This window comes from Vescimonas sanitatis (assembly GCF_049060325.1).
Lineage (GTDB): Bacteria > Bacillota > Clostridia > Oscillospirales > Oscillospiraceae > Vescimonas > Vescimonas sanitatis.
Map to the genome: position 1 here is coordinate 11,792 of NZ_JBMGPW010000008.1, position 17,789 is coordinate 29,580.

The 17,789-nt window shown below is 56.2% G+C and carries 23 protein-coding genes and 1 pseudogene; 20 read left to right on the plus strand and 4 right to left on the minus strand.

The genetic code is table 11. The features are described from left to right. Nucleotides 1-4: 4 nt before the first annotated feature. The 13 genes and pseudogenes from ACOMDU_RS09875 to ACOMDU_RS09935 all read left to right on the plus strand — a co-directional run. Nucleotides 5-1,183: pseudogene (locus tag ACOMDU_RS09875) on the plus strand (VirB4 family type IV secretion system protein); the annotation flags it as partial. Continuing rightward, nucleotides 1,183-2,370, plus strand: a complete 1,188-nt coding sequence (locus ACOMDU_RS09880; RefSeq protein WP_421130152.1) for a hypothetical protein — start codon at nt 1,183-1,185, stop codon at nt 2,368-2,370. The pseudogene ACOMDU_RS09875 and the gene ACOMDU_RS09880, both read left to right, overlap by 1 nt. Before the next feature lie 10 nt (nt 2,371-2,380). Then, complete coding sequence (locus tag ACOMDU_RS09885; RefSeq protein ID WP_421130153.1) at nt 2,381-2,914, plus strand: hypothetical protein; 534 nt, start codon at nt 2,381-2,383, stop codon at nt 2,912-2,914. Nucleotides 2,915-3,074: 160 nt separating this feature from the next. Next, nucleotides 3,075-3,371 (plus strand): nucleotidyltransferase family protein, encoded by a 297-nt coding sequence (locus ACOMDU_RS09890; protein WP_421130154.1) that lies wholly within the window; start codon nt 3,075-3,077, stop codon nt 3,369-3,371. Further along, the gene (locus tag ACOMDU_RS09895; RefSeq protein WP_421130155.1) at nt 3,368-3,709 is read left to right on the plus strand and encodes a HepT-like ribonuclease domain-containing protein; all 342 of its coding nucleotides are present in this window, start codon (nt 3,368-3,370) and stop codon (nt 3,707-3,709) included. Before ACOMDU_RS09890 ends, ACOMDU_RS09895 begins: the two co-directional genes overlap by 4 nt. A gap of 66 nt (nt 3,710-3,775) precedes the next feature. After that, nucleotides 3,776-4,561 carry a hypothetical protein gene (locus tag ACOMDU_RS09900; RefSeq protein WP_421130156.1) on the plus strand — a complete coding sequence of 262 codons (786 nt, stop codon included), beginning with the start codon at nt 3,776-3,778 and terminating at the stop codon, nt 4,559-4,561. Between the two features lie 11 nt (nt 4,562-4,572). Next, nucleotides 4,573-4,830 carry a DUF6103 family protein gene (locus ACOMDU_RS09905; protein ID WP_421130157.1) on the plus strand — a complete coding sequence of 86 codons (258 nt, stop codon included), beginning with the start codon at nt 4,573-4,575 and terminating at the stop codon, nt 4,828-4,830. Between the two features lies 1 nt (nt 4,831). After that, on the plus strand, nt 4,832-5,653 hold the full coding sequence (locus ACOMDU_RS09910; RefSeq protein ID WP_421130158.1) for a hypothetical protein: 822 nt from the start codon (nt 4,832-4,834) through the stop codon (nt 5,651-5,653). Nucleotides 5,654-5,972: 319 nt separating this feature from the next. Next, entirely contained in the window at nt 5,973-6,380 is a 408-nt protein-coding gene (locus tag ACOMDU_RS09915; RefSeq protein WP_421130159.1) for a hypothetical protein, read from the plus strand. Nucleotides 6,381-6,383: 3 nt separating this feature from the next. Beyond that, entirely contained in the window at nt 6,384-7,781 is a 1,398-nt protein-coding gene (gene mobP3, locus ACOMDU_RS09920; RefSeq protein WP_421130160.1) for a MobP3 family relaxase, read from the plus strand. A gap of 68 nt (nt 7,782-7,849) precedes the next feature. After that, nucleotides 7,850-8,053, plus strand: coding sequence for an antitoxin VbhA family protein (locus ACOMDU_RS09925; RefSeq protein WP_421130161.1), 204 nt, complete (start codon nt 7,850-7,852; stop codon nt 8,051-8,053). A gap of 25 nt (nt 8,054-8,078) precedes the next feature. Continuing rightward, complete coding sequence (locus tag ACOMDU_RS09930; protein WP_421130162.1) at nt 8,079-8,357, plus strand: hypothetical protein; 279 nt, start codon at nt 8,079-8,081, stop codon at nt 8,355-8,357. 46 nt (nt 8,358-8,403) lie between these two features. Continuing rightward, a complete protein-coding gene (locus ACOMDU_RS09935; RefSeq protein ID WP_421130163.1) occupies nt 8,404-9,315 on the plus strand; it encodes a DUF3991 and toprim domain-containing protein in 912 nt (303 codons plus the stop codon). A gap of 21 nt (nt 9,316-9,336) precedes the next feature. On the opposite strand, the gene ACOMDU_RS09940 is transcribed toward ACOMDU_RS09935, so the two are convergent. From ACOMDU_RS09940 to dinD, 3 genes are all read right to left on the minus strand, one after another. Beyond that, nucleotides 9,337-9,723: a nucleotidyltransferase substrate binding protein gene (locus tag ACOMDU_RS09940; protein ID WP_421130164.1), complete on the minus strand. Its 387-nt coding sequence runs from the start codon at nt 9,721-9,723 to the stop codon at nt 9,337-9,339. Beyond that, complete coding sequence (locus tag ACOMDU_RS09945; RefSeq protein WP_421130165.1) at nt 9,707-9,991, minus strand: nucleotidyltransferase family protein; 285 nt, start codon at nt 9,989-9,991, stop codon at nt 9,707-9,709. Before ACOMDU_RS09945 ends, ACOMDU_RS09940 begins: the two co-directional genes overlap by 17 nt. A 152-nt stretch (nt 9,992-10,143) precedes the next feature. Continuing rightward, a complete protein-coding gene (gene dinD, locus ACOMDU_RS09950; RefSeq protein ID WP_421130166.1) occupies nt 10,144-11,007 on the minus strand; it encodes a DNA damage-inducible protein D in 864 nt (287 codons plus the stop codon). 112 nt (nt 11,008-11,119) lie between these two features. Between dinD and ACOMDU_RS09955 the strand changes: the two genes are divergently transcribed. From ACOMDU_RS09955 to ACOMDU_RS09965, 3 genes are all read left to right on the plus strand, one after another. Then, entirely contained in the window at nt 11,120-12,856 is a 1,737-nt protein-coding gene (locus ACOMDU_RS09955; RefSeq protein WP_421130357.1) for a type IV secretory system conjugative DNA transfer family protein, read from the plus strand. After that, on the plus strand, nt 12,853-13,110 hold the full coding sequence (locus ACOMDU_RS09960; RefSeq protein ID WP_421130167.1) for a helix-turn-helix domain-containing protein: 258 nt from the start codon (nt 12,853-12,855) through the stop codon (nt 13,108-13,110). Before ACOMDU_RS09955 ends, ACOMDU_RS09960 begins: the two co-directional genes overlap by 4 nt. A gap of 200 nt (nt 13,111-13,310) precedes the next feature. After that, on the plus strand, nt 13,311-13,574 hold the full coding sequence (locus tag ACOMDU_RS09965; protein WP_421130168.1) for a hypothetical protein: 264 nt from the start codon (nt 13,311-13,313) through the stop codon (nt 13,572-13,574). Nucleotides 13,575-13,611: 37 nt separating this feature from the next. Here the strand turns inward: ACOMDU_RS09965 and ACOMDU_RS09970 are convergent, their stop codons facing one another. Next, nucleotides 13,612-14,049 carry a hypothetical protein gene (locus ACOMDU_RS09970; RefSeq protein WP_421130169.1) on the minus strand — a complete coding sequence of 146 codons (438 nt, stop codon included), beginning with the start codon at nt 14,047-14,049 and terminating at the stop codon, nt 13,612-13,614. Between the two features lie 264 nt (nt 14,050-14,313). Between ACOMDU_RS09970 and ACOMDU_RS09975 the strand changes: the two genes are divergently transcribed. The 4 genes from ACOMDU_RS09975 (at nt 14,314) to ACOMDU_RS09990 (ending at nt 17,728) form a co-directional block, all read left to right on the plus strand. Next, nucleotides 14,314-15,492 carry a tyrosine-type recombinase/integrase gene (locus ACOMDU_RS09975; protein ID WP_421130170.1) on the plus strand — a complete coding sequence of 393 codons (1,179 nt, stop codon included), beginning with the start codon at nt 14,314-14,316 and terminating at the stop codon, nt 15,490-15,492. A gap of 154 nt (nt 15,493-15,646) precedes the next feature. Continuing rightward, on the plus strand, nt 15,647-15,949 hold the full coding sequence (locus ACOMDU_RS09980) for a hypothetical protein (RefSeq protein ID WP_421130171.1): 303 nt from the start codon (nt 15,647-15,649) through the stop codon (nt 15,947-15,949). 13 nt (nt 15,950-15,962) lie between these two features. Further along, on the plus strand, nt 15,963-16,652 hold the full coding sequence (locus ACOMDU_RS09985; protein ID WP_421130172.1) for a YoaK family protein: 690 nt from the start codon (nt 15,963-15,965) through the stop codon (nt 16,650-16,652). Between the two features lie 191 nt (nt 16,653-16,843). After that, nucleotides 16,844-17,728, plus strand: coding sequence for a LysR family transcriptional regulator (locus ACOMDU_RS09990; RefSeq protein ID WP_421130173.1), 885 nt, complete (start codon nt 16,844-16,846; stop codon nt 17,726-17,728). The last annotated feature ends 61 nt before the right edge of the window (nt 17,729-17,789 follow it).

Sequence of the window (17,789 nt, forward strand, 5' to 3'; positions counted from 1 at the left end):
ACAAAACCCGAACGGCTTTTATATTGGCAAGGATAAATATGGAAGCAACATCGTGGTGGATTTCGACCGCCGCGACAGCGACAAGACCTCTGCCAATATCCTCATCCTCGGCAACAGCGGACAGGGCAAGAGCTATCTCATGAAGCTGCTGATCTGCAACCTGCTGGAGGCGGGTAAGTCCGTGGTCTCACTGGACGCGGAGCATGAGCTGGAGGAGCTTTGTGGTAAGCTGGGTGGCTGCTTTATCGACCTGATGGCCGGCGAGAAGCGTATCAATGTGCTGGAGGTGCGGTACTGGAATGAGGACACAGAGACAGACGAGCCTGCGCCGGAGGCCTTCCGCAAGTCCACACTGCTGGCGCGACACATCTCCTTTTTAAAGGACTTCTTCCGTGCCTACAAGGACTTCTCCGACCCGCAGTTGGATACCATTGAGATCATGCTGTCCGCGCTGTATAAAAAATGGGGTATCTCAGAGGAAACAGACTTCCGCCGGCTTATGCCGGAGGACTACCCCATTCTCTCTGACCTGTATGCGCTCATCAATAATGAATTGGTGAATTACAGGAACGGCAGCCTGTACACGCGGGAACTGCTGCAGGAGGTGCTGCTGGGGCTGCACTCCCTGTGCGTGGGTGCGGACGCGCCGTTCTTCAACGGACATACCAATATCTCCGACGACAGATTTTTGGTGTTTGGCGTAGGCGGCGTACTGACGGCGGCCAAGAGCCTGCGGAACGCCCTGCTGTTCAATGTGCTGGCGTATATGTCGGACAGGCTTCTGACGGCGGGCAACACGGTGGCGGCATTGGATGAGCTGTACCTGTGGCTGTCCAATCCGGTGGCCATTGAGTATATCCGCAACTGCTTGAAGCGCGTGCGGAAACGGGATTCTGCGCTGATGATGGCGTCCCAAAACTTGGAGGATTTCGACCAGGAGGGCGTGCGGGAAATGACAAAACCGCTGTTCGCTATCCCGCCCCACCAGTTCCTGTTCAATCCCGGCTCCATTGGCAGGCGGTTCTACATGGATATGCTGCAGCTGGACGAGGCGGAGTTCGAGCTCATCCGGCGCGCACGGCGAGGCGAATGCCTGTTTAAGTGCGGCGCGGAGAGGTATCATCTGAAGGTCATAGCACCGGACCATAAGGCGGTATTGTTCGGAACGGCAGGTGGAAAGTGATGGCCGCGCCCGTATTGGCACGAGCAGCGGCTGCCTTGCTGACAAATGAGGATGGCCGAAAGGCCATCGGTTGGGTATTGGCGTTGCTCTTGTCGCCGCTTATTATACTGGCGGCGTTCCTGTGCTGCTTCGGCGATGGCGCGTCACAGCACAACAACGCCGTGGTATCCGCAGCGTTCTATGGCGCGGAATTGTCGAGCCAGATTCCTGCGGAATACCGAGCGCATATCACAGAGATGCAGGAGGCATTCTCGCTTTTAGATTCGGCGACAGTCTATGTCAATCAGAAAGCCGAGGAAGGCGGCCTTGACCCCGTACAGGTCAAGGCTATTTTCTTTGCCCTCTGCTTTGGGGATAACGCGCCGACCCGTTCCGCGGCAGACCGCTTTGTGGACTGCTTTTATAAAACGGAAACACGGACGCGCATGGTAACGGTGACGCAGGAGGACGGCACGGAGGAGCTGGTAGAGGAGACATACGAGGTAGCTGTGCCGCTGTCGGTGGAGGATGTTTACGAAAAACTCACCACATGGCGTGGCCGCGTGGTGACAGATGCGGAGCGCAGCAACGCCGTGGACATCTACGCCATAGTCATGGGCAGCATGGGCGGCGACACTTTCAACGGTGCGTATGAGCCGGGCGGCAGTGCGCCGATCGAGTTGGATGCATCTATGCTCACCGACCCGACTACGAAGAACGCCGCCGACCTTGTGACCTACGTCGCCAATGCGTGGAACTCCGGGTGGGGCTATGTGTGGGGAACCTATGGACAAGTTCTGACGCCGGAACTGCTGCAATATAAGCTGACGCAGTATCCGGATGGCGTAGGAAAGTACGCGGACTTCATCCGCGCCAACTGGCTGGGCAGACACACTGCCGACTGCGTGGGGCTCATCAAGGGCTACGGCTGGCTGTCCACCGACACCATGACCATCGACTACGGTACACATGGTATGCCGGACATCGGAGCCAACGAGATGTACTACAGCGCCACGCGCAAGGGTGAGATCGCGACTATGCCGGATACGCCGGGGCTGGCGGTGTGGAAGCCCGGACACATCGGCGTATATATCGGCAATGGTGAAGTCGTTGAGGCCATGGGCACCAAGTATGGCGTAGTCAAGACGCAACTGGAAGATCGCGGCTGGACGCACTGGCTGGAGGTGCCGGGGATCGAGTATGAATAAGGAGGCAAACATGACAGAGAACCGAAATGAAAAACTGCTGAATGGGGCGCTGCGTTACATCGTCGCGCATATCCCCGGTGAGGAGGCGTACAGATTTCTGCACAGCCAAATGGGTATCAGCAACGAAGAGCTGATGCAGTATGGGCTGAATGACCTGCGGGAGTATTTTCAATATGAGTGGGAAGAAGGAACGCTGAGGAGAGAATTCGCAGATCAAATGGACAGGCTGCTGCCGCAGCCCGATGTGCATACTACCTCTGCGTGGATATCCTTCGCCAGTGAGCTGGCAGAGGGAGTAGAGACTTCTTTCGTCTTGGAAGCGAATAAACTGCTCTCTGCCTTCCGCGAAATCGCGGGGAACTTCAGTCCCAATGTCGTGGACACCGTCTATCAGGTAGTCCTCGTGCCAAACAATGCGCTGCTGAGTCACGAGATATTCCCCGCAGCTGTGGCGGCGGAGCAGGGGGCGGATGTCCAGGCGATATCAGACATGGCCGCAAGCGGTTCTTTCGAGGGCGGTCGGATGGATATCCAGCAGATGTAAACGGTGGGGTCAAGACACCGCTCCAAGGTCGCGGCTGGACGCACTGGCTGGAGGTGCCGGGGATCGAGTATGAATGAGGGTAATCTGTAAAAGTTGATTGCTATTCTCAGGTGTATCGGCTATAATAATGGCAGAACAGGTTAAAGGAGGTGCCACCGCTATGAGTACGCTGTCGCTCAGTGAGGTCAAAGCCGTCGTGAAGGAATTGCTGAAACGCTACCACGCGGAATATGCGCTGTTGTTCGGATCGTATGCCCGTGGTGACGCCACACCCGATTCTGATATCGACATCATTATCGTGGGCGGAAAAGACTTTGTGCCCCGTAACATTTTCGCACTGGCCGAGGACTTGCGTGAAATGACTGGGCGGAATGCCGATGTGTTTGAGATGCGGGAGGTCAATACGGGAACGCCTTTTTATGAGTCCGTAATGAAGGAGGGTATCCGTATCGCATGAAGAAGACAGATACTGAACGGTTGAAGAAGATTGTTTCCCTGTGGGATGCACTGAGCAGCGAGATCGAACGGCGGGGCATCACACGAGAGATGTTGTTGACTGAGCAGTTTTCTCAATGGGCAGTAACCACGCCGGTCTATAACATCGGTGAACAGGTCTATCAGCTTTCGCCAGAGTTCAAAAAGGAACATCCAGACATTCCGTGGAGCGTTGTCTCCGGGCTGCGGCATCGGTTGGTGCATGATTATGACGGCATCAACTGGTCCCTGATCGCAGACGTCATCTTTGATGACATGAACCCCTTTGTAGAACAAGTTAAGAGCATACTATCAGAGTGAATAGAAACAATGAAAAGCGCAGGCGAAGGCCTGCGCTTTTTCTGTGCCTTGCAAGGAGGAAACGACATGGCGTATGTAAAGGAACACGCACCGTCAGAGGTCTACCACCTGGCGAAGAAAGAAAACCTGAACAGCATTCTGGATGACGGCATGATCCGCCGTTTCAGTGATACGGAATGCTGGTTCTGTGCCGACCTGCAAAAGATGAGAGCGTACATGGAGCAGACGGTCATGTGCGAGGGCAAACCCTACTATAATGTGACAGGTCAACTTTGCCGTTATCCCAAATTTGTGCCGGAGGACTATGTCCTCCTCAAGCTCATACCCTGCCGACAGAAGGACAACTGGTATCGCTGGGAGCAAGAAATACCTGCGGGAAGCCCTGCGGCGCTGGTCAGGGCAGCGCGTGAATTCTCCGCGCTGAAGATCGGCTACCGCGGTGACCTCGCATTTCACAATGCAGAGGTCATCGATGTGCCACAGTTTCTTGTGGAGGGGGTCACACAGGGCGAGCCGGTGCAGACCAACACAGAGCTGTGGGACATTCTCTCCCAGCGCATCGAGGATGAGATGGCCGATTATATGCGTCGGCTGGATATGCGTACCCGCGACGAACTGATACAGACGGCAGACGAGATCGACGCCATGATGACCTGTGACTGCGAGCTGAGGCTGCTGAGAGAGGGCCTGCCACGCGAGGAGCTGGTCTTCCTGTTGGAGCAGGACAGACCGTTGGAGCAGATGAGCAAGGCATGGATGGCGCATCGGAATGTGGATGTAGGTGAGACATTCCAGAGCCTGCTCACCGGCCTGTATGCAGAGCGGCAGCACGATATGGACATGAAAATGTGAGGAGGCACAGCATGGGAGAAACCAATATCACCATCAATTTTGATGCGGCCAAGCTGGATGCGTTGGAATTCGCGCTCCGCAAGCAGCGGTCGTCTGTACAGCGGCGTATGGCAGAAATGCTCCAACAACTCTACGAGTCGGAAGTCCCGGAAGCGGTGCGAGAGTATGTGGACAGTAAGGCGGTGCCTGCCGCAAGGCCCAAGCGACCGGCAAAATCGGTCGCACCCAAGGCGCAGATCAGCGAAGTGAGACCGAAGGAGGACAACTGATATGGGAATACAGGACGATGCGGCTGTTACCTGTGCTGCGTACCGTGTAACAGAAAACGGACAGACGTGGTACTTCACGACCTTGCCCGGTGAGGAACTGCTGGATACTGCGCAGATGCTCCGCAGGTACTGCACGAGTACAGAACACAGCACCGGCAAATTCATCTCTCTGTATTTGCATGCGCGGCCTATCACATCGGAGGAGTACCAGCAACTGATGCAGCTCCGTATGGAGAACACAGGAGAGGTCGCCGGCGTGTTTGATTTGGATTTTGACAAGCGGGAGTTTTCCGCAGTCCACATCATGAACGGCTGGACAACGTGGGCGATGCGGGATGTGATCCCGTCTATCCATCAGGCCACAAGGCCGCGCTTCGCAACGGCGGAGGAACAGCTCCGCAAACTGCTGAATCTGTTGGACGGCATGGAGCTCACATCGGCGGGGCATCTCACCGCGCAGAATTTTTCGTTCAGTGATGAGATCCTAATAGAAAACGGGAAGCTGAATTTTTATGTGCAGGCGGACTTCGATGTGGATGCCGCCTTCGGCACCTTCGTGTGTACAGATGAGAACGATGACTGGCTGAACATCTACGCCAACTACGACATCGTGCGGGATAGGCCGTGCGATACGCTGGAGCTGAATCTCTGCAAGGGCGACGGTACAGAGGAGTACTGGAGCTATCATCTGAACGCTGCCGAGCAGGAGGTGCTGGCGCGGAAGATGGAGGCGTTTTGCCAGCAGCAAAACGGCATGAGCCTGCACGATTTCGCCCGGCAGCTTCAAGAGGAGCCGAGGCCGTCTCCGCAGATACAGATGTAGCCCCGTGTTTGCCCTTGTGGGCCGGTTTGTGGCCTCGCGGGGACGCGGGAGGGTAAGGATAGCGGCCCCGGAGATTTGGAGCGTTTTTGCCCGCTTTTCGGTGCGCCGAAAGCGGAGCAGGAGAAAAGCATTGGCGCTTTTCTGCGCCAATGCCGGTCACGGCAGCCCGCAGTGCGGACTGCCACGAGGGTTTGCGGCATTTTGCGATTGGCGCTGATTATCGAATTCCAAATGTGCTTTGGCGCTATTCTTTGTAAAAATGCCCGTCAGCCCCGTGTTTACAAGGCTTTCGGGACGCGCAGGAAGGAGGTGTGACTCGATGGATAAAAATGGGAAAAGCCGGCACTCTGTTTGGCTGTCAGACGACGTGTGGCGGGAGGTGGATGCGCTCTATAAGCTGGATAATTGCCCCACCCGCAACGAGTTCGTGGAGAAGGCTCTGCGGCAGTATTGCGGTCGCTTACACGCCGAGAGGACGGGCACATATCTGCCTCGCGCACTGCAAGAGGTGCTGGAGGGTACGCTGGGCGTGTTCGGTGACCGGCTGGGCAGGCTGCTGTTCAAGCTGGTGGTAGAGCACAACATGACCAACCATCTGCTGGGCGGCGACGTGGACATGACACGCGATGAGTACAGCAAGATGCGCGGCAGCAGCGTCCGTGAGGTGGCGACAACTCACGGCAACATCTCTTTCAAGGACGTGCTGCTGTTCCATCAGGAGGAGTAACGCATGGCGCGGCTGATACAAAAAAGTGGCTACATCAAGAACGGCAAGGCAACCGGCTACATGGAATACGTTGCTACGCGGGACGGTGTAGAGATCATCCAGAGCACCGAGCCTGTGACCAAGAAGCAGGAGCAATTCATCCAAAAACTGCTGAAGGACTTCCCGGACGCAAAGGAGCTATTCGAGTACAGTGACTACCTACAGACGCCCAATCGCGGTACAGCATCCGCATTTATCGCCGTGGCGCTGGATACACATCTGCACGAAGTGGAGTCCGAGAGCGGCTATATGTCCTATATCGCCCAGCGTCCCCGTGCCGAAAAGCACGGCGGCCATGGCCTGTTCAGCGAGGTGGACACCACCGACCTCAAGGCGGCGAAGGCCGAGCTGGACGCTCACGACGGAAAAGTGTGGACGTTTATTTTCTCCCTGCGGCGTGAGGACGCGGAGCGACTTGGGTACAACAAAGCTGCCGCGTGGCGGAATCTGTTGAAGCATGAGAGCGCCGCTATTGCGGAGGCTATGCGGATTCAGACGGATGATTTCCGCTGGTACGCGGCGTACCACGACGAGGGGCATCATCCCCATGTGCATATGATGGCGTGGTCGGCGGAACCGAAGAAAGGGTATCTCACGCGGGAGGGTATCGCAGTCATGCGTTCCAGGATGACGAACGCTATCTTCCATGAGGAGATGAAAGAACTCTATATCAAGAAGGACGCTGCCTACAAAGAGAGCATCCAGACCGCGAAAGAGTCACTGCTGCTATATATCAGGATGCTGGAGAACAGCGAGTCAGCTGACCCCGTGATAGAGCAAAAGCTGTGTAACCTGTCCCACGCATTGGAGCAGGTCGATGGCAAACACGTCTATGGCTATCTGCCCAAGGAGGTCAAGGCACAGGTGGACGAGATCGTTGACCGGCTGGCGCAGCTCCCAGAGGTGGCGGCTTGCTATGACCAATGGTGGCGGCTGAAGGATGAGATCGCCGGTTACTACGGACGGAACACGCCGCCCCATCAGCCACTGGTACAGCAAAAAGAGTTCCGTGCCATCAAGAACTTCATCATCCGTGAGGCGGAAACGATCTGTGAACCCACGCCGGTGCAGACGAGTACAGATGCAGAACCGAGGGAGTCGCGGGAGTCTTCTGATGAAACACCGACCGCAGTGCAGCAGCCGCTGCCAGAGATGCCGAGAACCGCTCTACCAGCCGATGCGGTCATGCAGCTGCTCCTCCACATGAGTCGTATGTTCTGCGGCAATATGCCGGTCATCCCGCCTGCGCTGCGTATCGACTCCAAGCGCCGCAGACGGTTACAGGAGAAACGTATGGCCATGGGGCACAAGCGGGACGACCATGAGGAGCAGGAGCGCTTGCGGAATGAGCAGATACTGTGACTATGAAATTTCTCTTCCGCTTTTTCGTTCTGTGTGGTATTCTAGTTCTAAAAGTGAGGTGAGCCACTATGGCCAAAAAACAGATAAACCGTCGGATCGCCGCTGTCAAAACGGCAGATGCCATCAATGCCATAGAGGGTGCTCCCGTATCTCATTATGCGAAAACGCTGTCCAATAGCTGGGCGAGAGGTGAGATCACAGGAGAACAGATGAAGGCGGCACTGCTGGCTTCTCATAGGAAAATGGCGGTACAGGTGCAGAGCCATACCTGACATTTATCTCTATGATGGCGTGCCGGTGCTGCGCAACAAGCTGCAGATTAAGGACGAAAAGACCTTAGAACTGATCGAAGCCGAACAGTCCCGTGCCAACATGATGTTGTTGTATGAGCAAGGATTTCATATTTCTGAGTATGAGCATTTGGAGAAGATTTTGCTGGATGCCATTTGCGATGAACCTGTTAAGTATGATGAAGTCCCGTCTGCAAATGAATACAGAAGCACATCACAGGAGAAATATCGGAAATATCAAAAAGAGAAATACACGCCGGAACCTCATTATCAACGAGAAGAATAGAAAGAAGCGGGTCGCTATGCGGCTCGCTTTTTACATGAGGAGGATTATGGGCAAATTTGTATATTTCACATCCGCGGAGAAACGGCAGGCCAACGAGGTTGACCTGCCGTCTTTTCTGTTGGATCGAGGCGAGAAACTCATTATGGCCGGACGGGATTACCGGCTGGTCAGCGATCACAGCATCACCGTGCGCGGGCCGATGTGGTATGACCATGCCGCACGGAAGGGCGGACGCGCCATCAGCTCCGTGCAGCAATTCTACGACAAGACCTATCCCGAAGCGGTGACTATGCTGCTGGGGCGGGACGGTCAGGGCATCATCCCCATCGTCAAGAAAGAGCCTGAGCCGCGTGAGCCGAAGCCTTTCGCGCTGCCGGAGGCCTATCTCAATATGCGGCGGCTCTATGCCTACCTGACTACTCACCGGCGCATCGACCGCGACGTGGTCACGGCGTTCGTGCGGGAGAAGCTACTCTATGAGGATGCCGCGCATCACAACTGCGTGTTCGTGGGCATGGACGAGCACGGCGAGGCCAAGCACGCACATCTTCGCAGCACAAGCAGCAGCGGAAAGGTGTTCCGTATCAATGTGGAGGGCAGTGAGGCAAAGCACAGCTTCCACAGGAACGGTACAGATCGATCCCTATATGTCTTTGAAGCACCCATCGACCTGCTGTCTCACATCACGCTCTATCCGGCGGGATGGCTGGAGCATAGCTATGTGGCCTGCTGCGGCACATCCATCCAGCCGGTGTTGGAGCGTCTGCGGCAGAATCCAAAGCTGGATACGGTCTATCTCTGCCTCGACAATGACGAGGCTGGTGAGGATGCCTGTGAAAGCATGATGGAAGTGCTGGAGGAGATGGATGTGGACGTGGAGCGTCTGCGTCCGCAGGGAAAAGACTGGAACGATGACCTGTGCGCGAAGCGAGGCAAAGCGAAAACCCCGACAGCATAAGGCTGTCGGGGTAAATTCATGTCACTGTTGGTAGCGCAATAGCAAAGAACGGAGTACGGGCGTGAAATCCTCACAGATCTGCCGTGCGATTTCGGTGGCGGTAGCCTCATCGTAGACATGGGAGGTAATATTTCGTGCGGAAATGATCGCGTTCCACATATCGGCATCGTCGATTATGCCGGCGGCATAGGCGTCCTTCAGCACAGCGCGAGGCGAAACGACGGCGAGCACAACGCCCTGATCCTCCAAGTATTCGCGGAGCGATTTCCACGCCAGCTCCACTGTGAACTCAAAACGTTGGATCAGTCCATCACGGTACAACGTATCCTGCGGCGCTGCAAGATAGCTTTTGACGGCATCTTCCAACTGTGCAAAGGCACGTTTATAGTTTTCAATCTTCTGCAGCATACAGTGTTACACCATCCTTCTCGATGTTTTGCAGAAACGCGGGTTCCATATTCTCGGAGATATGCACGATATCCAGCTTCAAGAGCGTGGGAAGATCCTCTGCCTCAAGGGAAAAGCCGCCGCGCTGCTTCTCGGGCATACCGTATACAGCGAGGTCAACATCGCTGCGTGCGTGGAAGTCTCCTCTGGCGCGGGAGCCGTAGAGGACTAACCGCTGTGCACCATACCGTGCGGCAAGATTTGCAAGTTTTGTGTATAGCTCGTCCATGCGTCCTCCATCAAGATATGTCGCTTCACATACTTATCATACCACTTTTTCACATAGTAACACAAAACAGCTAAAAAGGAAAGGCGCTATGTTCAACAGTATTTGGCGGCAATAGACGTAAAATGGCTACCAGCACAAGGCTGCTGAAACCTTCATTCATCCAACATCAACTGTCCATCCAACGCCTGCTGCTTTAACCGCTGAAGCTGTTCCTTTTCCAGCTGGGCAATGCTCTTTTCGGGAGTGGGCAGATCTTCCGGCATTGTGCCGCCGATTTTTTCGATGGCTTCTCGTACTTCACTGCCGACCTTGTAATGAACGGCGGTGGCGGCATCGGCACTGTTCACACTATCTTTCCGCAGCTTCTCCTCGGTCTGAGAAATACGGAACAGGTTTGCAATCAGCTCTGTGCTGCCCATGTAGTCGAGGATCTTTTGACCGACTTCCAAGTTCTTTTTGCGGTGAATGTCATCCACGGTCATGCCGCCGTATAATCCCATGTACCCGGCATTTTGGAATACGGCAAATTCATCTGCCGTGATCACACCGGCGTTTCTGGCTGCTTCGGCAAGCAGCTGATTCCACTGCTTGATGTCGCCGCGCACGACCAGCCGGCGGCTGTCTTCGTCCAGCTGGTTAAAACGGGCTGCCACTTCCTGCCGATAGGTTTGGATGGCGAAATAGGTTTGTCCCAGCGCGATGACCTCTTTGCGCGGATCACCGTTCTGCACAATCAGATAGCAGGCGTAGCGGGACAACTCATAGTCAACAAGCTCCTTCACACCGCCGTGAGGCATAGGCGATGTTTTCCTGACATCAGGAAAACATTCGGCAACGTTATGCCCACTGTTTTCACAGGCGATCATAGCGCGCTTGATGACCTTGGCAAAGTTTTCCCATTTTGCATAATCCAGGACCGGAGCCAGTTCTCTGGCATACCAATACTCGGAACCGTCAGAGCGCGTTCTGCGAATGTCCTCAAAGCATTTATATTCGGTGGCAACGAGATGGCTCATGTAGTGTCCCTCCCCTATTTTTACAGGGTAATAGTAACATAAATCGATAAAAAAAGAAAGGAGAAATCCTGTGACAGATAACCTCTGGATACTCTTTGCGGCGGCAGGCGTCATGGTGGCGGTCATCGTTACGCTGTCGCTGTTGGGCGACCACTACACACTGAACAACATCAAGTCCAAGACCGTGGGCGACGGGCAGCATGGCACGGCGCGGTGGGCAACCGATGCGGAGCTCCGCAAGACCTACGCCCTCGTCCCCTTCCAAGTGCCGGACTGGCGGGCAGGCAAAAATCTGCCTGAAGCGCAGGGACTTGTGCTGGGCAGTATCAGCGGCAAGCACGGTATCACCGCGCTGGTAGACAAGGACGATGTGCATTGTCTTATGATCGGCGCATCCGGCGTGGGTAAGACAGCGTACTTTTTGTACCCAAACTTGGAATATGCCTGCGCCAGCGGTATGAGCTTCCTGGCACTGGATACCAAGGGTGACCTCGCCCGCAACTATGGCGCAGTGGCGGCACGGTATTATGGCTATCATGTTTCCGTGGTGGATCTTCGTAACCCCACGCGCTCGGATGGCTACAACCTGCTGACGCTCATCAATCATTATATGGACATGGCACGAAAGACAGGCAATCTCGCTGCACGCGCCAAAGCGGAGAAGTACACCAAGATACTGGCCAAGACCATCGTATCACCGAACGGCGACACAGACTACGGACAGAACGCCTACTTCTACGATGCGGCGGAGGGCTTGCTGACATCCGTGGTGCTTCTGCTGGCGGAGTTCCTGCCGCCGGACAGCAAATGCCCCGCAGAGCGCCGACACATCGTGTCCGTATTCAAGCTGGTGCAGGAACTATTAGCGCCCTCCGGCGTTCGCGGCAAAAACTGGTTTGCGCTTCTGATGGACAGACTGCCAGACATACACAAGGCCCGGTGGTTTGCCGGTGCAGCGCTGGATGCCTCCGAACAGGCCATGGCCTCCGTCATGTCCACGGTGCTGTCCCGGCTCAACGCCTTCCTGGACTCGGAGCTGGAGCAGGTGCTGTGCTTCGACAGTGCCACCAACGCCGAGCAGTTTGCGGCGGAGAAGTCCGCTATCTTCCTCATCCTGCCGGAGGAGGACACCACCAAGAACTTCATGGCAGGGCTGATGATACAGACGCTGGCACGGGAGTTGTTCGCCGTGGCGGACGAGAACGGTGGGCATCTGCCCAGCCGCGTGGTGTTCTATTGTGATGAGTTCGGAACTATGCCCGCCTTTGATGTGGAGGCACTGTTCAGCGCGGGTCGCTCCCGTGGTATCACACTGGTACCCATCATCCAATCGCTGGCGCAGTTGGAGAAGAATTACGGCAGAGAAGGCGCAGAAATATTGACTGACAACTGTCAGGATACCATCTTCGGCGGCTTTGCGCCCAACAGTCAGACGGCGGAGCAGCTCTCCAAATCGCTGGGCAGCCGCACGGTGCTCAGCGGCTCTGTCAGTAAGGGGAAGAACGATCCCAGCCAGAGCTTGCAGATGATAGAGCGTCCACTGATGACGCCGGACGAGCTGAAATCCATTCCCAAGGGCAGCTTTGTGGTGATGAAAACGGGGACGCATCCTATGCAGACGAAGCTGCGGCTGTTTCTCGACTGGGGCATTACCTTCGATGCGACCTATGCCACACCGGAACACGCGGCGCGGCCTGTGGCCTACGCCAGCCGTCAGGAATTGTTCCTCAGTATCAGCAAAAGATATAGCAGCAGTGACCAGCCCGCACAGGCGCAGCAGGCATCGACCACACAGAGAAGAGCACCTCGCTCGGCCATGGGGCTCTACAGCGAGGACACAAGGCCATGAGCTACTTTGGAAGCATCTATGCAGACCAGGACTTGTCTCACCGAGCAAGGACAGTCTATATGTACCTCAAGGATCGGTCTGACGCAGGGAATACCTGCTGGCCCAGCGTCCGCAGGATCGCGGAGGACTTGAAGCTGTCCCGCCGCACCGTGCAGCGGGCGTTGACAGATTTGGAACGTCACGGTTTCCTGGAGCGCACCCATCGCCGCCGTCCCAACGGCAGTCTGACCAGCAACCTGTACCGCGTCAAGTGAGCAGGAAAAGAGCGCACCTCCCGCCAAGGGAGAGGTGCGCTCTTGAACTGTCATAAGGGTAGCGTCACCATGGCGCACCCGGAAGGACTCACTCTATCGGAGGTACTAAGACAGAGGAAAGAATGAGACAAGACTTCTTGTAGACGCAGAGTAAATGTGCTATACTCTGACCTGTGTGTTTGTCTACGAGGAGGGTAGCTATGTTCTACACCGAGGAAGAAGTATCTGTGATCACAGGCCTGCTCAACGCCTATTTGGTGCGGGAACACGCCAGTGAAAAGGTCAGGGAATCGTATACACGGATCAGCGAAGGACTTAAAAGCCATGCGCTGACGAGGGACGATTACGTTTGGCTGGAGAATGCGCTGTTGTTTCTCCGCCCATATTGGTGGAGCGACCGCGAGGATGGACGGATGCTGATGGATGCCCTCCTGCATACGCAGACACTGGCGCGGAGAACGTAATAAAAATTGATGAAGGGTGTATCGCTCGATACACCCTTCATTTTTCATTGTTCTTCTTCGCGGCGTTGGCGGCGGCGCGGGCCTTGTCGCGGTTCTTACGTTGAGCGACGAGATCGGCCTTGGCCTGCCGTTTCGCTTTTCGTTCCTGCAAGAGCTGCACCTCCTGCCGCTGGTACTCCTGCTCGTAGCGGGGATAGTGATGCTCCCGCGGCGGCTTGTACTGCGAAGGCAGCTCTGCGGCCTTCAGCGCCGCAGACCAGTTGCCGAAGCGCTGGGCAATGTACGCACCACCCACGATCTCACAGGGCGCTGGCGTATAGGATGCATCGACACATTGCCGCACATAGGCGATGAGGTCGGCGTCGCTGGCGGTTTCATATTCTATCGCAAAAGCCTCGTCCTGCGCTTGCAGGGCCTCGATGGTGCGTTTGACGATCTGCTGGTGCAGTAGGTTATCCCCGTTGACCTGTGGCATTTTTATGTCCCTCCTGGGCATAATAAACTCAGCCAGATGGAGCGACATCCTTCGTAAATCAGCATCATTCAGGAAAGCATTTTTCGCCACCGGCTATGGTAAAACGATAGCATTTGCGGGGCGGGAAGTCAAGTATGGCATCGGTGTCAGGGCGAAAACAGTCGCTGGAGACCGAAACGGGAGGTATATCCGCCGAGCCTTTCCGCGATGATGGATGATAAAAAGGGTGTTCGCCGTCAAAAATCGCGTCAGGAGGAGTACGAAATGGCACGCAGAGGGGAGAACATCTATAAGCGCGGAGATGGCCGCTGGGAGGGCCGCTATATCCGAGGTCGGACGCCGGAGGGACGGGCGCAGTACGGCTACGTCTATGCCGCCACTTACAGCGCTTGCCGGGAAAAGCGGCGACAGTGCCTGCGGGAGCTGCCCCGCGAGATCACGCCCAGCAATAACATGACACTGCCGGAAGCCGTGGGTCTGTTTTTCGCGGAGCGAGAGCGAAAACTGAAGGAGTCCACTGTCAGCCGGTATCGGTATGTGGTGCGGCAGTATATCCAGCCGCAGTTGGGAGCAGCGCCGCTATACACACTGACGGAGCAGCGGGTAGCGGATTTTTACCGGAAGCTCCAGGAACAGGGTCTATCGGCCAAAAGCACACGGGACGTTGGCGTATTGCTGCGGGCCATTCTGCGGAAGGCGTCCAAGCACGGATGCTTCTGCACGGGCCTGAACGCAGAACTGCCGGTATACAAGAAGCGGCAGGTGGAGATATTCACCGAGCCGGAGATCGTACAGCTGGCACATCATATCATGGACGAGCCGAATCTGACCGGCCTTGGTGTTCTGTTGACGCTGAACAGCGGCCTTCGTCTGGGAGAGCTGTGTGCGCTGCGTTGGTCGGACATCGACCTCCATGCGGGCTTTCTGCGGGTGGAGCGGGAGGTACAGCGGATCTATGTGAAAGGCTGCACAAGACTCATTGTGCAGCCGCCCAAGAGCGAATCGTCGCTGCGGAGAATACCGCTGCCAACTGATATCCTGTCCCTGCTGGCAGCGCACAGACCCGAGAACGCGGGCAGCGTCTGTCTGCTGACAGGCTTCAGCGATGCGTTGGAACCGCGTACTATGCAGAACCGATATAGGTCGCTGTTGAAACGGGCGGGCGTCCCGTATCGAAATTTTCATGCCCTGCGGCACACCTACGCCACACGCTGCATCGAGCAGTACGTGGATGTCAAGAGCGTCAGCGAAATGCTGGGCCACAGCGACGTGCGGATCACGCTGCAAACCTATGTCCATGTCTCCCTGCGGCATAAGCAGCAGGCGGTGCAGAGCATCTGCTTCCTGCCCATCTGCGGAAACGCAGACCTTGCGCCGTCAGAAATCCCGTCAGGCGCAGCAAAAGCCGCCGCACGACATGGCGCGGCGGCGCAGGTTTCCTAAATGATGCTGATTTACGAAAAAGTTACGCCGTCCGCGCAACAGAATACCCAAAAAACGGCAGATGTGCAATCCGCGCACCTGCCGCTTTTCGATCGCGTGACAAATTTCATACGCTGTGCTATACTACCCACATCACCACCAAGGAGGACGTACCATGCGTATCAACTGGTTCAAGGACGAAAATCACCTGGTCTATATCAACGGCGCGACACAGCTGGCAGAGCTGGAACGGACGCTGCACTTCCCCGGACTGGAGGAAGCGGCCAACGAGCTGCGGCAGCACCCCACAGCGGAGGGCTTTACCATCAAGGGGCCCAAGCGCACCAGCGGGCGGCTGTTTGTGCCCGACCTGACCTTTGGGGAGCACATCGAGATGGGCGAAAACATCTTCTTCTATATGGGTGAGATGCAGGAGTGCTACGTCATCTACTGGCCGGACGCACCGGTGGCAAAGTGAGGCGGCATCGCGCATGACTTTCCTGCAAAAGCATCACGGGCAGATGTCCGATTCCATGCTGACAGCCTTTTTCATCATCCTATCCGGAGGATTGCAGGACGCCTATACCTATTGCTGCCGGGGCAAGGTGTTCGCCAACGCCCAGACCGGCAATATCGTGCTGCTGAGTACGCATCTATTCGAGGGAGACTGGGGACAGGCGCTGCGATACTTAGTCCCCGTGCTGGCGTTCCTGCTGGGTATCTACATCGCGGAGTGCGTTCACCGGCACTTCAAGCGGATGGAGAAGGTACACTGGCGGCAGCTTATCATTCTGGCGGAGATCGTGCTGCTGGCGGCGGTGGGCTTCCTGCCGGAGACGCTGAACACCACCGCCAACGCCGTGGTGTCCTTCGTGTGCGCCATGCAGGTGCAGACCTTCCGCAAGGTGCGGGGTCACGCCTACGCCAGCACCATGTGTATCGGCAATATGCGCAGCGGTACGGAGGCGCTGTGCGCCTACTTCCATACGGGGGATAAGGAAATACTCCGCAAGGCACTGACGTATTTCGGCGTGGTGCTGCTGTTCGCGCTGGGCGCGGGTATCGGCAGCATAGCCACGCTCCATTGGGGCGCGGGGACGATCTGGCTGTCCTGCGGGCTGCTGACCGTCAGTTTTCTCATCATGTTCGTCCACGACGAGGAACAGAAGCTGAACGAATAAAAACAACACCGGCGGCGTTACCCACACGCTGCCGGTGCTATTTTGAGGTAAATCCTCATGGAAAAGAAAAAGTATGGTTGGCTGAACCATGGCCTTATCATAGCAGGTCGAAAAAGATTTGTGAAGCGCATCTTTGTTCTTGAAAACATGAGGACTTGTATAGTATAATGCACCTCGAAACGAGGTGCGTCATGAGTATTTCCAAATATCAGGTCTTTCTGAAAACTGTTTCTTGCGGCAGCTTCTCCAAGGCGGCGGAGGCCATGAACTTCACCCAGTCCGGCATCAGCCACGCCATCAACTCGCTGGAAAACGAGCTGGGCGTGAAGCTGTTGAGCCGCAACCGCGGCGGCGTGGTGCTGACGGCGGACGGACGGGCAGTGCTGCCCAAGATCGAAAAGCTGTGCGCCGCCCACCACTCCCTGATGCAGACGGTGGAGGGGCTGAAGGACATGGACAGCGGCTTGGTGAAGATCGCCACCTTCTCCAGCGTATCTGCCCAGTGGCTGCCCCGCATCCTCAAGAGCTTCGGCAAGGTATACCCTAATATCGAATTTGAAGTCGTCACCGGCGACTTCTACGACCAGATCGAGGGCTGGATCGTCAGCGGCGCGGTGGACTGCGGCTTTCTACGCCTGCCGTCGGTGAAGCGCTTGCAGACCTACGCCCTGCATCGGGACGAATTGCAGGTCATCGTCCCCTGTGACCATCCCTACGCCGACCGTGACCCGTTCCCCGTGTCTGCGCTGGCAGAGGAACCCTTCATCCAGCTGGAGGAGGGCGACGACTACGAGATCATGGCGGCGTTTGACGAGATGGGCATCCGCCCCAACGTGAAGTACATCGCCCGGGAGGATCGGACCATCCTCGCCATGGTGTCGGAGGGGTTGGGCATCAGCCTGCTGCCGGAGCTCATGGTGCGCCACAGCCCCACGCCCATCAAGGTCTGTCATGCGCCCCTGCACTTCTACCGCACCATCGGCATCGGTGTCAAGGACAAGAAGGCACTTTCCAACTCCACCCGTCTGTTCGTGGACTATGTACGGACGTGGGTGGCGGAAAACGGGAATACATAAACGTTCAACTTTCGCTAAAAAAGCATGAGAACACGTCATGTAATACAGACAAGAACGCAGT

Excerpts from the sequence above, each read along its gene's own strand:
- ACOMDU_RS09880 (WP_421130152.1), top strand. The coding sequence starts at position 1,183 with ATGGCCGCGCCCGTATTGGCACGAGCAGCGGCTGCCTTGCTGACAAAT.
- ACOMDU_RS09885 (WP_421130153.1), top strand. The coding sequence starts at position 2,381 with ATGACAGAGAACCGAAATGAAAAACTGCTGAATGGGGCGCTGCGTTAC.
- ACOMDU_RS09890 (WP_421130154.1), top strand. The coding sequence starts at position 3,075 with ATGAGTACGCTGTCGCTCAGTGAGGTCAAAGCCGTCGTGAAGGAATTG.
- ACOMDU_RS09895 (WP_421130155.1), top strand. The coding sequence starts at position 3,368 with ATGAAGAAGACAGATACTGAACGGTTGAAGAAGATTGTTTCCCTGTGG.
- ACOMDU_RS09900 (WP_421130156.1), top strand. The coding sequence starts at position 3,776 with ATGGCGTATGTAAAGGAACACGCACCGTCAGAGGTCTACCACCTGGCG.
- ACOMDU_RS09905 (WP_421130157.1), top strand. The coding sequence starts at position 4,573 with ATGGGAGAAACCAATATCACCATCAATTTTGATGCGGCCAAGCTGGAT.
- ACOMDU_RS09910 (WP_421130158.1), top strand. The coding sequence starts at position 4,832 with ATGGGAATACAGGACGATGCGGCTGTTACCTGTGCTGCGTACCGTGTA.
- ACOMDU_RS09915 (WP_421130159.1), top strand. The coding sequence starts at position 5,973 with ATGGATAAAAATGGGAAAAGCCGGCACTCTGTTTGGCTGTCAGACGAC.
- mobP3 (WP_421130160.1), top strand. The coding sequence starts at position 6,384 with ATGGCGCGGCTGATACAAAAAAGTGGCTACATCAAGAACGGCAAGGCA.
- ACOMDU_RS09925 (WP_421130161.1), top strand. The coding sequence starts at position 7,850 with ATGGCCAAAAAACAGATAAACCGTCGGATCGCCGCTGTCAAAACGGCA.
- ACOMDU_RS09935 (WP_421130163.1), top strand. The coding sequence starts at position 8,404 with ATGGGCAAATTTGTATATTTCACATCCGCGGAGAAACGGCAGGCCAAC.
- ACOMDU_RS09940 (WP_421130164.1), bottom strand. The coding sequence starts at position 9,723 with ATGCTGCAGAAGATTGAAAACTATAAACGTGCCTTTGCACAGTTGGAA.
- ACOMDU_RS09945 (WP_421130165.1), bottom strand. The coding sequence starts at position 9,991 with ATGGACGAGCTATACACAAAACTTGCAAATCTTGCCGCACGGTATGGT.
- dinD (WP_421130166.1), bottom strand. The coding sequence starts at position 11,007 with ATGAGCCATCTCGTTGCCACCGAATATAAATGCTTTGAGGACATTCGC.
- ACOMDU_RS09955 (WP_421130357.1), top strand. The coding sequence starts at position 11,120 with ATGGTGGCGGTCATCGTTACGCTGTCGCTGTTGGGCGACCACTACACA.
- ACOMDU_RS09960 (WP_421130167.1), top strand. The coding sequence starts at position 12,853 with ATGAGCTACTTTGGAAGCATCTATGCAGACCAGGACTTGTCTCACCGA.
- ACOMDU_RS09965 (WP_421130168.1), top strand. The coding sequence starts at position 13,311 with ATGTTCTACACCGAGGAAGAAGTATCTGTGATCACAGGCCTGCTCAAC.
- ACOMDU_RS09970 (WP_421130169.1), bottom strand. The coding sequence starts at position 14,049 with ATGCCACAGGTCAACGGGGATAACCTACTGCACCAGCAGATCGTCAAA.
- ACOMDU_RS09975 (WP_421130170.1), top strand. The coding sequence starts at position 14,314 with ATGGCACGCAGAGGGGAGAACATCTATAAGCGCGGAGATGGCCGCTGG.
- ACOMDU_RS09980 (WP_421130171.1), top strand. The coding sequence starts at position 15,647 with ATGCGTATCAACTGGTTCAAGGACGAAAATCACCTGGTCTATATCAAC.
- ACOMDU_RS09985 (WP_421130172.1), top strand. The coding sequence starts at position 15,963 with ATGACTTTCCTGCAAAAGCATCACGGGCAGATGTCCGATTCCATGCTG.
- ACOMDU_RS09990 (WP_421130173.1), top strand. The coding sequence starts at position 16,844 with ATGAGTATTTCCAAATATCAGGTCTTTCTGAAAACTGTTTCTTGCGGC.